The sequence below is a fragment of the Brevundimonas olei genome, assembly GCF_037055245.1.
GTDB classification, from domain to species: domain Bacteria; phylum Pseudomonadota; class Alphaproteobacteria; order Caulobacterales; family Caulobacteraceae; genus Brevundimonas; species Brevundimonas olei.
This window is the reverse complement of the sequence record NZ_CP146369.1, coordinates 226,805-239,134: the sequence shown is the minus strand read 5'-3', so window position 1 is coordinate 239,134 and position 12,330 is coordinate 226,805. Positions and strand designations below refer to the sequence as shown.

The following is a 12,330-nucleotide window of genomic DNA, read 5'->3' as shown; positions in this document are numbered from 1 at the left end:
ATTAAGGGACATGGCCCGCGAAATCGTTCTCGACACTGAAACCACCGGCTTCGATCCCAAGACCGGCGACCGGCTGATCGAGGTGGGCTGCATCGAGATCGAGGACCTGCTGCCGACGGGGCGGACCTTCCATCGCTTCATCAACCCCGAGCGGCTGATCCCCCCGGACGCCATCAAGGTGCACGGCATCACCGACGACAAGGTGAAGGATGCGCCCAAATTCCATGAGGTCGTCGATGATCTGATGGAGTTCCTGGGAGATGCGCCCCTGATCGCGCACAACGCCAACTTCGACCGCAACTTCATCGACTTCGAGATCGGCCGCATCGGTCGCAAGCCGCCGCCGCAGGACCGCTGGATCGATACTCTGGCCCTGGCCCAGAAGCGGTTTCCGGGCATGGCCAACTCGCTGGACGCCCTGTGCAAACGCTACAAGATCAGCCTGGTCGAGCGCACCCTGCACGGCGCCCTGATCGACGCCCGTCTGCTGGCCGAAGTCTATCTGGAACTGCGCGGCGGCAAGGAGCGGGCGCTGGACCTGACCTCGACGCGCAGCGGTGCGACGGAGACGGCGGAGCGCGCGGCCTACGGCGCCCGGCCCCGCCCCCTCCCCGCCCTGGTCACGGGAGAGGAAGAGGCTGCGCACCTGGCCTTCCTCAAGGCGACGCTCAAGGACTTCAGCCTGTGGGCGGGCTATGGAGTGACGGTCGAGATCGAGGCTGAAGAAGCCGCCTGATCGGCGGGGCCCGCCAGGACGGGCTTCATCAGGATATAGGTCCCGGCCCTGGCCTGATGGGCGTCGATCTGGGGGACCAGGCGCCGGAAGTGCTCGCTGGCGCAATGGGCGTCGAGCGCCGCCTGGTCGGGCCATTCCTCGATGAAGATGAAATGGCCGGGCTGTTTGCGATCCTCGAACAGATCATAGGCGCGGCACAGCGGCTCCTGCCGCGTCAGCCGCACCAGTTCGGCGTAGAGAGGCCGCACCGTCTCGACATGTTCGGGCTTGATGAAGTCCTCAGCGATGACCTTGAGCACGGACCCTCCAGCGCAAGAAAAAGGGGCGTCCGACTAGACGCCCCTCTCTCATAGATAGTCGCTCAAGCAGCGAGGCGCCGCGCGCCTCGCGTTAGCGACCCTTTTTTATGCCTGGCCGGTCTCGGCCGGGGCGCCCGCGATCTGCTGCTGACGGGCGACATAGATGGCGGCGAAGTCGATCGGGTCGACCATGAAGGGCGGGTAGAAGCCGCCGTCGGCGGTGGCCTGGGCGATGATCTGGCGCGCGAAGGGGAAGAGGTAGCGCGGGCATTCGATCAGCAGCAGGGGCTCGATGTCCTGGGGCTGGACGCCCTGCAGGGCGAAGAGGCCGCCGTAGAGCAGTTCCACGTGAAACACCGGAGTCTTGTCGTCGGCCGTGGCCTTGATCGACAGCTTCAGATCGACTTCGAACAGACCGTCGGGGCGGCCCTGGGCGTTCATTTCGACGCCCATGTCGATGGCCGGCTTGCCGTCGATGCGCAGGCTGTCCGGCGCCTTGGGGTTCTCGAACGACAGGTCGCGGACGTACTGGGCCAGGATACGGAAGCCGGGGCCTTGCGGCTGGGCTTGGTCGGGCGTCTGGCCGTTGGCGTCGGCGGGCGGCGTGGCGTCGGTCATGAGTCTGGAAACCGTCTTGCAGAAATGGAGGCGTCCCGCTCCCTCCGGAGGCGGGCGTGAAGGGCGGCGGTAGCATGGCGGGACCCTGTGTCGCAACGTCGAGACCGGCGTTCGTCCCTCGCTTCGCCTTGCGTCCGCCCGGATCGACCCCTAATCACGTTGTACGACCTGCCTTTTCGCCTCCCGGGGGAAACCCCGAGGCGTTTCCCGCCCGGGAAGATGAGGCCTGACTAGCCGAGGAACCCACCGTGCCGGTGACCTTTCAGATCGTGATCTTCGCCGTCATCGCGGCGGTGCTGCTGTTCCAGCTCTATAATGTGTTGGGCAAGAAGGTCGGCCGTCAGCCCGAGGACAACCCCAAGCCCGCTCCGGTTCCGGCTGCTCCGGCAGGGGCGCCCGAGGCCCCGCGCGGACCTGTCGTCGATCCCGCCCTGACGGCGGCGATCGCCGGGCTGAAGGCGCGCGAGCCGAACTTCGACCCGCACCGCTTCCTGGAGGGCGCGCGCCAGGCCTATGAGACCATCGTGCGCGCCTACGCCAAGGGCGACCGCGACGCCTTGCGCCCCTTGTTGACCGACAAGGTCATGGGCTCGTTCGAGGCCGGGATCGCGGCGCGCGAAGCCCGGGGCGACACGGAGGGCGCCGAACTGGTCCATCCGCCGCGCGCCGATCTTGAGTCGGCGACGGCGGAGGGCGACCGCGCCCTGGCCAGGGTGCGCTTCCTGGCCGAGGTGCGCGGCTCGCTCACGCCTTCGGGCGGCGAGACGGTGACCGAGGAGCGGCGCACCGCCGAGATTTGGACCTTCGAGCGCCGTCTGGGCGCGTCCGACCCCAACTGGGCCCTGGCCCGCGTCGAGCCGGCGACCGCCTGATGACGGCTCGGTCCGCGCCCCTCGATCAGACGGGCGCGGCCCGTCTCCTTACGGCTCCGCTTGGGCGACTGGGCGGTCTGTCCGGCGTCCTGGCCCTGTCCCTGCTGGCCGCGGCCTGCGTCTCGACCCCGCGCCCGGTTCCCACGCCGGGTCCCGGACCTGCGCCGACCGTCCCGCCGCCCGTGTCCCCGCCTGTATCTCCGCCCGCAGTCGGCGAGCTCAGCCTGGCCGCCCTGCCCGGCTGGTCCGAAGAGGATCACCTGGCCGCCCTGCGCGCCTACGCCGCCGGCTGCGGTCCGTCGCGTATCGCCGTCGAAACCTGTCGCGACGCGCGCGCCCTGGCCGCCCAGGCCAATCCCAGCGATGCGCGCGCCTTCCTTGAAAGCCGTTTCACTGCGACCGAAGTCCGCACCGACGACGGCGGACGCGGCCTGCTGACCGCCTATTTCGCGCCTGAGTATCCGGCCCGTCGCGTTCCGGACGCGGAGTTCGACGCCCCGGTCCTCAGCCGCCCGGCCAATCTGGCCGGCGTCGGCGATCGCGCCGCCATCGAGGCGGGCTCGGCCCAGTCCTCCGTCCTGGCCTGGATGAAGGCCGAGGACCTCTTCTTCCTGCAGATTCAAGGTTCGGGAACCCTGACCTTCCCGGACGGCGCCCGTCTGAGGGCCGCCTACGCCGCCGACAACGGGGCCAAATTCGTCGGCATCGCCCGGCCGATGGCGGAACAGGGTCTGCTGCCGCGCGACGGGACCTCGGGCGAGGCCATCCGCGGCTGGCTGTCCGCCCATCGCGGAGCCGAGGCGCGTCGGGTGATGGCGCTGAACCCCCGCTACATCTTCTTCACCACCAGCGCCGACGACGGAAACGAGGCGACGGGGGCGGCGGGGGTGCCTCTGCCTGCGCGCCGGTCGGTCGCGGTGGATCCGTCGCGCTGGACCTACGGCGAGGCGGCTTGGATCGAGGCGGACGGCGGCAATCTGCGCGGCGCGCGCGCCAGCTATCGCGGTCTGGTCATGACGCTCGACACCGGCTCGGCGATCCGCGGCCCCGTGCGCGCCGATCTCTACATCGGCCGAGGCGACGCAGCGGGGCATGAGGCGGGGGCGGTGCGCCACCCCTTGCGGATGTGGCGCCTTGTCCCGCGCGGCTGACTGATCAGTCGCGGACGCGGACGACGCTGTTGTTGGCGCCGCTCAGGCTCTGGCGGGGCTCGCCGGACGAACGCCAGCGCACGGCCTGACCGCTGCCCGAGACGTCCAGCACGGCGTTCGGCGACAGGGTGATGGTGACGAAGTTGTTCGCGCCGGACAGTTCCAGACCCGAACAGACGCCGGTGAAGGTCAGGGCGTGGCCCGTGCCCTCAACCTCGACGCGTCGACCTTCGCAGGGGATGGTCCGGATGTGGCCCATGCCCGCGACCTCTATGAGCTCAGGACCGATGTCTACCGCGCCGATCTGGGTCGGCAGGAAGGCAAGAGCCGTAACGACGATGGAGGCGCCAGGCGAAATCAGCATGGGCAGGAATCCAGACGGTCAGGTTGGAGGCCGAGCTCAAATGCGCTGAAGCTTGGCCGGGTTCCCGCAAGCTGGACCTGATGGCGCCCGGCCTATCGTTTTTTCAGACTGCCCAGCACGCCGCGCAGCAGTTCGCGGGTGATGGTCGAGCCGGCGGTTCGCAGCACCGACTTGGTCAGAGCCTCCATCGGCGTCTGCCGGTTGGACGAGGCGCGCGGGCGCGGCGCGGCCGGCGCGCGGGACGCAGCGGTCGAACGGGCGGCTTTTTCCGCCGCCTTGGCTTCAGCCGCCGCCGTGGCGGTCTCGGCTTCGATGCGGTCGGCCTGGGCGCGGCGGGCCTTCAGCACCTCTTCGGCCGACTCGCGGTTGACCGCCGTGTCATAGACGCCGCGCACCGGGCTGGCGGCCATGGTCGCGGCGCGTTCGGCCTCGGTCGCCGGGCCGAGGCGCGAGTCGGGCGGACGGATCTTGGTCTGGGCCACCACGGTCGGCGCGCCCTTTTCGTCCAGGGTCGATACCAGGGCTTCGCCCACGCCCAGGGCCTGGATGGCCTCGGCCGTGTCGAAGGCGGGATTGGCGCGGAAACTCTGGGCGGCGGCGCGCAATCCCTTCTGCTCGGCAGGGGTGTAGGCGCGCAGCGCGTGCTGCACCCGATTGCCCAGCTGGGCCAGGACGCTGTCGGGAATGTCGGCCGGGTTCTGGGTGACGAAATAGACGCCGACGCCCTTGGAGCGGATCAGGCGCACCACCTGCTCGACCTTCTCCAGCAGACCCCTGGGCGCGTCGTTGAACAGCAGGTGGGCCTCGTCGAAGAAGAAGACCAGGCGCGGTTTCTCCGGGTCGCCGATCTCGGGCAGTTGCTCGAACAGTTCGGACAGCAGCCACAGCAGGAAGGCGGCGTAGAGCCGCGGGCTGTTCATCAGTCGCGTGGCGTCCAGCACGTTTACCTGGCCCCGGCCGTCCAGGGCGGTGCGCATCATGTCCTCCAGACGCAGGGCCGGTTCGCCGAAGAAGGCCTTGCCGCCCTGCTGCTCCAGCTGAAGCAGGGCCCGCTGGATGGCGGCGATGGAGGTGGGCGAGACGTTGCCGACCTCGCGGCCGATGGTCTGGGCGTTCTCGCCGACATAGGCCAGCAGGGCGCGCAGATCCTCCAGGTCCAGCAGCAGCAGGCCTTCCTTGTCGGCGACGTGGAAGGCGACGGTCAGCACCCCTTCCTGCACGTCGTTCAACTCCAGCATCCGGGCCAGCAGGACCGGACCGACATCGGAGACCGTGGCCCGGATCGGGTGCCCCTTCTGGCCGTACAGGTCCCAGAAGACGACGGGCGCCGACTTGCCGTTCAGGGTCAGGCCCATCTTGCCCGCGCGTTCGGCGAACTTCTCCACGCCGCCATCCTGGCTGATGCCGGACAGGTCGCCCTTCACATCGGCGCAGAAGACGGGGACGCCCGCTTCGGAAAAGCCCTGGGCCATGATCTGAAGGGTCACGGTCTTGCCCGTTCCGGTGGCGCCGGCGACGACGCCGTGACGATTGGCCCGGTTCAGCAAGAGGCGCTCGGGCGCGCCCTCGAAGGACTGGCCGAGAAACAGGGCGGGGGCGTCGGTCATGAAGCGGGTCTCCTGCGTGCTCCGCCATGCTTAATCCACCACGCCGTCGCCGCAAGGCGGAACCTCGGCGGTTTACAGCGATTGACGCGGTTCCCGGCCACGACGACAGTTCCGCCATGAAGCTTCCGATCACCGTCAGTCATTCCTCCCCGGCCACGAATGCGGTGGTCTTGATCGCCGTCGTGGCGGCGGGCGCGGCCCTCTATTGGCTCAGGGACATCCTGACGCCTCTGGCCATGGCCCTGTTCCTGATGATCATGATCGACGGGGTGAAGCGCGCCATCGAACGTCGCACCCCCGTTCCGCCGCGCTTTGCGGGGGCGGCCGCCCTGATCTTGGTGGTGCTGGGCTTCCTGCTGTCCATCTGGATCATCGTCGACGGGGCGGCGGGCTTCTTCACCGACGCCTCGGGCGTGGCGGGCAGCATCGGCCCGCGCATCGACCAGATCAGCCGGGACGTCTCGGCCCTGGTCGGGGTCAGCGACCCGCCCACCCTGCAGGACATGATCGCCGGCATCGACGTGCGCGGCTGGCTGACCACGACGGCCTTCCAGGTGCAGGGGGCCGCCACCGGCGCCTTCTTCGTCATGATCTACCTGGGCTTCCTGCTGGCCTCCCAGGCGGGCTTCCGCAAGAAGATGGTCGGCATGTTCCCTGAACGCGGCCCGCGCCAGGAGGCGCTGGAGGTGTTCGAGCGCGTGCGCGGCGGGGTCGAGGGCTATCTGTGGGTCCAGGCCGTGACCGGGGCCATGATCTGCGCCGTGGCTTGGGTGTTGATGCGGGCGGTGGGGCTTCAGAACGCCGAGTTCTGGACCTTCGTCATCTTCATCGTCGGCTTCATTCCGGTGCTGGGCGGCGCCGTGGCGGGCTGCGCCCCGCCCCTGTTCGCCCTGGTCCAGTTCGAGAGCTATTGGCCCGCCCTGATCCTGTTCGTGGGCCTGCAGACCCTGCTGTTCCTGGTCGGCAATCTGGTCCAGCCGCGGATGCAGGGCGACAATCAGAACATCGACCCCATCGTGGTGCTGCTGGCCCTGGCCTTCTGGGGCAAGCTGTGGGGCGTGGCGGGGATGTTCCTGTCGACGCCGCTGGCGGTGATGGCCATGGCCATCCTGGCTGAGTTCAAGGGCTCGCGCTGGATCGCGGTCCTGCTGTCGGGCGACGGCGAACCCTACGCCGCCAAGCGGCCGGGCAAGGTCAAGGTCAAGGGGGCGGAAGAAGACGCCGCCCAGAAACGTTCCGTCTGGGGACGATCATCCTGGCTTCGCCGTATCCGGGGCCGCGACGTCCCGCCGCAGACATAGAACTCGAAAATTTTCTCTTCTTGTCCTTGAACTGCCGCAATCGACGCCTATTTCACCCCCACACGACGACGCGGTCCTCCCCTCCCCCTCCCGGACCGCGACGTCCTAGGCCGGCGCTTCCCCTCCCCCTCCTGAGCGTCGGACCGAGCAGGCCGTCGGACTCCGTTCGACGGCCTTGTTCGTTTCAGGGCCTGTTTTTGGATTGAAGCTTAAGCCGCTTCTGTCCGATCACGGCGGAATTGGGGCTTTTGTTTCTCGGTTCGACGGCGACCAGGGCCAAAACCGTCCACAACTGGGCCTCTGGCGCAACATGGTGCGCTGCACACCGAAATTCCCTGTGTTTCAGGGCCTCGACGGCCTAGCCGTTCTCGCCGGGAGCGCTAAGGTGCGGCTGTTTTCCCCAGCGGTTTTCCACCGCGCCGTTCGAGACCTGAGTCATGTCCGCTGCTTCGCGCATCGTTCCCGCCGTTCCCGCCGACCTGGGAGCGCTGGAGGCGGCCTATGCGCGGATTGCGGCGCCGCCGGGCGCGGCGGAGAAGACTCTGCTGGCTCAGGCCTTCGACGACTATTCCGCCGATGAGACGCCTGAACTCGGCGGCGACGACCTGGCCGTCCTGCTGGCCGGCGCCTGGCGCGGCGCCGAGGCGCGCAAGGCGGGCGAGCCCGCCCGCATCACCGTCGGCCCGCTGGCCGACGCCGCCGGCGTCAACACCGGCTATGACCAGATCCTGATCCTGCAGGACGACGGGCCGTTCCTGGTCGACAGCGTCCTGGTCGCCCTGGCCGAGGCGGGGGTCACCGTGCGGGCCCTGTTCCACCCGATCGTCGAGATCGAGGCGGGCCGTCGCGACTCCCTGATCATCGTCGTCATCGATCCCCTGCCGCAGGAGCGTCGTGACGCCCTGGGCGAGGGTCTGGCGACCGCCATGGCCGATGTCCGCGCCGCCGTGCGCGATCACGGCGCCATGGTTCAGGCCATGCGCGAGGCCGTCCAGCGTCTGGAGGCCGCGCCGCCGAAGGGCGTGGACCCCGAGGTGCTGAAGGAGAATCTCGAGTTCCTGCGCTGGGCCAAGAGCGACCATTTCGTCTTCCTGGGCGCCCGCGACTACGACTATCCGCGCGACGCGTCCGGTTCGTATGAGGCCGAGGCGCCGCTGAACCAGTCCAGCGACGGTCTGGGCGTTCTCAGCGATCCCGAGCGCCGCGTGCTGCGCCGCGCCTCCGAGCCGGCCGTCCTGACCGCCGCCATGCAGCGCCAGCTGGACGAGAGCGATCCGGTCACCGTGGCCAAGGCCAATATGCGTTCGCGGGTCCACCGGCGGGCCTACATGGATTATGTCGGGGTCAAACGCTACGACGCCGACGGCAAGCCGACCGGAGAGACGCGCTTCGTCGGCCTGTTCACCGCCGAGGCCTATGACAAGATGGCCAAGGAGGTGCCGCTGATCCGGCGCAAGGTGGCCAATGCGCTGGAACGCGCCGGCAAGACTCCGGGCAGCCATAATCACAAGCGCCTGAAGAACATCCTCGAGAACTACCCCCGCGACGAGCTGTTCCAGATCGGCGAGGACGAGCTGCTGGATACGGCGCTGGGCGTCCTGCACCTGTATGATCGTCCGCGCATCCGCCTGTTCACGCGCCGCGATCCGTTCGACCGCTTCGTCTCTGTGCTGTGCTTCATCCCGCGCGAGCGTTTCGACGCGGGCCTGCGCCAGCGCATCGGCGGCATTCTGGCCAAGGCCTGGGGCGGCCGCGTCTCGGCCTGGTATCCGCAGCTGAGCGACCAGCCGCTGACGCGCGTCCACTACATCATCGGCGTGACGCCGGGCGAGCACCCCGTGCCCGACCTGAAGGCCCTGGAGGCCGAGGTGGCCGAGGCCGGACGCAGCTGGATCGACCGGTTCGAGCGCGCCCTGCGCCTGGCCGGGGTGGACGAAGCCGCCGTCGGCCCGACCAGCGCCCGCTGGGCCGAGGGTTTCGGCGTCGCCTTCCGCGACCGTTACGACGCGGCCGAGGCAGTGGCTGACCTGGAGCAGTTCGATCGCCTGAACGACGGCTCGGCGGCCGACGGCGTCCATGCCGAGCCGGTGGCGGTGCGCGCCTTCCGCACGGCCGACGAGACCAACCTGCAGTTCCGCTTCAAGCTGTATCGCCGCGGGTCGGCCGTGCCGCTGTCCGACGTGCTGCCGATTCTGGCCGACATGGGCCTGAAGACGCTCGAGGAATCCGACCACGTCGTGCGGACGATCGGCCAGGAGCCGATCTACATCCACGACTTCCTGCTGGAAGACCCGCGCGGCGCCGACCTGGTCTTCGCCGACCTCAAGACCCCGTTCGAGGAGGCGTTCAAGGCCGTGTGGAACGGCCGTACCGAGAGCGACGGCTTCAACCGCCTGGTGCTGGAGCTGGGCGTCGACTGGCGCGAGGCGGCCCTGATCCGCACCCTGGCGCGTTACCGCCAGCAGACGGGTCTGGACCCCTCCCAGTCGGTTCAGGAAGCGGCCCTGCGCGAATACCCCGACGCAGCGCGCGCCATCCTGGCCCTGTTCAAGGCCAAGTTCGACCCGGCCCATGGCGGTTCGGTCGCCGAGCGCGAAGCGGCCGTGGCTGAACTGGACGCGAAGATCGAGACCCTGCTGCAGGACGTGAAGAGCCTGGATCACGACCGAGCCCTGCGCCGGATCTCGGCCCTGATCGACGGGATTAAGCGCACCAACTTCTATCAGGTCGACGCCGAGGGGAATCCGAAGGCCCACATCTCGATCAAGATCGCGGCCCAGGAACTGGCCGACCTGCCCCTGCCCAAGCCTTTCCGCGAAATCTTCGTCTGGGCGCCGTACGTCGAAGGCACGCACTTGCGCTTCGGCCCGGTGGCGCGCGGCGGTCTGCGCTGGTCGGATCGTCGTGACGATTTCCGCACCGAGGTCCTGGGTCTGGTGAAGGCCCAGCAGGTCAAGAACTCGGTCATCGTGCCGGTCGGCTCCAAGGGCGGCTTCTATCCCAAGCAACTGCCGGTCGGCGGCACGCGCGAGGAGACGCAGGCCGAGGCCATCCGCGCCTACAAGACCTTCCTGTCCGGGATGCTGGACATCACCGACAACATCGTCGGCGACGGCGCGCCGGTGCGTCCGGCGAATGTCGTGGCCTGGGAAGGCGACGACCCCTATCTGGTCGTGGCCGCCGACAAGGGCACGGCGACCTTCTCGGACATCGCTAACGGGGTGAGCCAGTCCTACGGCTTCTGGCTGGACGACGCCTTCGCCTCGGGCGGCTCGGCCGGTTACGACCACAAGGAGATGGGCATCACCGCGCGCGGCGCCTGGGAGGCGGTCAAGCGCCACTTCCGCGAAGTCGGCAAGGACATCCAGACGGAGCCCTTCACCGTGGTCGGCGTCGGCGACATGTCCGGCGACGTCTTCGGCAACGGCATGCTGCTGTCGCAGGCGACCAAGGTGGTGGCCGCCTTCGATCACCGCGACATCTTCATCGACCCGAACCCGGACGTGGCGAAGTCGTGGGCCGAGCGCAAGCGCCTGTTCGAGACGCCGCGCACCAGCTGGCAGGACTATGACAAGAGCCTGATCTCCGAAGGCGGCGGCGTCTTCTCGCGCTCGGCCAAGTCGATCGCCCTGACGCCTCAGATCAAGGAACTTCTGGATATCGAGGCGGACAGCGTCGACCCGGTCACCCTGATGCAGGCCATCCTCAAGGCCCGCGCCGAACTGCTCTACTTCGGCGGCATCGGCACCTACATCAAGGGCTCCGGCGAGACCAACCTGCAGGTCGGCGACAAGGCGAACGACGCCATCCGCATCAACGGCGGCGAGGTTCGCGCCCAGATCATCGGCGAAGGCGCCAACCTGGGCATGACCCAGCTGGGTCGCATCGAGGCGGCGCGCGTCGGCGTGCGGCTGAACACCGACGCCATCGACAACTCGGCCGGCGTGGACTCCTCCGACCAGGAAGTGAACATCAAGATCCTGCTGGGCGGCGCCATCGCCTCGGGCCATCTGAAGGCCGAGGATCGCAACGCCCTGCTGAAGTCGATGACGGACGAGGTGGCGCATAACGTCCTGCGTCACAACTACGATCAGACGCTGGCCCTGACCCTGCAACAGGCCGAAGGGGCGAACGCCCTGGACGCACAGCAGGCCTTCATGCAGCACCTGGTTTCGATCGGTAAGCTGAACCGGGCGGTCGAATACCTGCCCGACGACGTCCGCATGGCCGAGATGAAGCTGCAGGGCCAGGCCCTGTCGCGGCCGGAGCTGGCGGTTCTGACCGCCTATTCCAAGCTCGAACTGTTCGATGAGATCGTCGCCTCGGCCGCGCCGGACGACGCCTTCTTCGAGCGGATGCTGGTCGACTACTTCCCGACGCCGCTCGCCCAGTTCGAGAGCGACATGAAGGGCCACCGCCTGCGTCGCGACATCATCGCCACCGTGCTGTCGAACGAGATCGTCAACATGGCCGGCCCGACCTTCGCCGACCGCCTGCGCGCGGCGGCCGAGTGCGACACCGCCGCCATGGTCACGGCCTTCGAGACCGCGCGTCACGTCTTCCGCCTCGACGAGGCCTGGAAGGCGGTGTCGGCCCTGGACCTGAAGATCCCGGCCGAGGCCCAGACGGCCCTGTATCAGGAGATCGCCCTGGTCCTGCGTCGCCAGACCTTCTGGCTGGCGCGTCGCGCGGCGCGCACCGAGACGACGGTCGGCGGCATGATCGCCGCCTATCAGCCCGCCGCAGACGCCCTGCGCGCCGCCGGCCCCGAAGTGCTGTCGCGTTATGAGCACGCCCGCTACGAAGGCCGGGTCCAGACCTTCATCGGTCTGGGCGCGCCGGAAGAATTGGCGCGCGACATCGCCATGCTGCGTCCGATGGTGGCCACGGCCGACATCGGCGACCTGGCTGGCGAACTGGGCTGGGACGCTCCGGCCATGGCCCGCGTCTATCACCAGGTCGGCGCCGCCTTCGACTTCGACCGCCTGCGCGTGGCGGCCGGGTCGGTGCCGTCGGGCGATCACTTTGATCGCCTGGCCGTGCGTCGCCTGATCCAGGACCTGATGACCGAGCAGCAGCAGCTGACCAGCGCCGTGGCCAAGGCCTCGGCCGAGGCGGCCGGCGCCGGCGAGGACAGCGCGGAACAGGCGGTCGACGCCTGGATCGGCGCCCGCATGGATCAGGTGGAGGCCCTGCGCGGCTCGGTCGACGAGATCGAGACCTCGGGCTCCGGCTGGACCTTCGCCAAGCTGACCATCGCCAACGGCGCGATCCGCGAGGTGTTGGCTTCAGCTTCTTAAGCAGAGTGACGTCGGGCGAAAGCACGCCGTCACGCGCTACGCTCGCCGCGCGGCGGCTCGCTGCTTGAGCGCTTCTTGGAGC

The 12,330-nt window shown here is 68.7% G+C and carries 9 protein-coding genes; 5 read left to right on the top strand and 4 right to left on the bottom strand.

What is annotated here, in order from left to right:
* Positions 1–10 precede the first annotated feature (10 nt).
* Positions 11–736: a DNA polymerase III subunit epsilon gene (gene dnaQ / locus V8J38_RS01110; protein WP_338577498.1), complete on the top strand. Its 726-nt coding sequence runs from the start codon at positions 11–13 to the stop codon at positions 734–736.
* Here dnaQ and V8J38_RS01105 read toward each other — a convergent pair.
* Positions 694–1,035, bottom strand: a complete 342-nt coding sequence (locus V8J38_RS01105) for a putative quinol monooxygenase (RefSeq protein WP_338577497.1) — start codon at positions 1,033–1,035, stop codon at positions 694–696. The genes dnaQ and V8J38_RS01105 overlap by 43 nt on opposite strands.
* 105 nt (positions 1,036–1,140) lie before the next feature.
* Positions 1,141–1,653 carry a protein-export chaperone SecB gene (secB, locus tag V8J38_RS01100; RefSeq protein WP_291780472.1) on the bottom strand — a complete coding sequence of 171 codons (513 nt, stop codon included), beginning with the start codon at positions 1,651–1,653 and terminating at the stop codon, positions 1,141–1,143.
* A 254-nt stretch (positions 1,654–1,907) separates the two neighbouring features.
* Between secB and timA the strand changes: the two genes are divergently transcribed.
* Together timA and V8J38_RS01090 are read left to right on the top strand one after the other, a co-directional pair.
* Entirely contained in the window at positions 1,908–2,525 is a 618-nt protein-coding gene (gene timA / locus V8J38_RS01095; RefSeq protein ID WP_338578648.1) for a TIM44-related membrane protein TimA, read from the top strand.
* Positions 2,525–3,676 (top strand): MltA domain-containing protein, encoded by a 1,152-nt coding sequence (locus tag V8J38_RS01090; RefSeq protein ID WP_338577495.1) that lies wholly within the window; start codon positions 2,525–2,527, stop codon positions 3,674–3,676. Before timA ends, V8J38_RS01090 begins: the two co-directional genes overlap by 1 nt.
* Positions 3,677–3,680: 4 nt before the next feature.
* On the opposite strand, the gene V8J38_RS01085 is transcribed toward V8J38_RS01090, so the two are convergent.
* Both V8J38_RS01085 and V8J38_RS01080 read right to left on the bottom strand, forming a co-directional pair.
* The gene (locus tag V8J38_RS01085; RefSeq protein WP_338577493.1) at positions 3,681–4,040 is read right to left on the bottom strand and encodes a DUF3060 domain-containing protein; all 360 of its coding nucleotides are present in this window, start codon (positions 4,038–4,040) and stop codon (positions 3,681–3,683) included.
* 92 nt (positions 4,041–4,132) lie between these two features.
* Complete coding sequence (locus V8J38_RS01080; protein ID WP_338577492.1) at positions 4,133–5,647, bottom strand: helicase HerA-like domain-containing protein; 1,515 nt, start codon at positions 5,645–5,647, stop codon at positions 4,133–4,135.
* Between the two features lie 116 nt (positions 5,648–5,763).
* Here V8J38_RS01080 and V8J38_RS01075 point away from each other — a divergent pair, with 116 nt between their 5' ends.
* Positions 5,764–6,948 carry an AI-2E family transporter gene (locus V8J38_RS01075; protein ID WP_338577490.1) on the top strand — a complete coding sequence of 395 codons (1,185 nt, stop codon included), beginning with the start codon at positions 5,764–5,766 and terminating at the stop codon, positions 6,946–6,948.
* A gap of 437 nt (positions 6,949–7,385) precedes the next feature.
* Positions 7,386–12,248, top strand: coding sequence for an NAD-glutamate dehydrogenase (locus V8J38_RS01070; RefSeq protein WP_338577488.1), 4,863 nt, complete (start codon positions 7,386–7,388; stop codon positions 12,246–12,248).
* Positions 12,249–12,330: the final 82 nt, after the last annotated feature.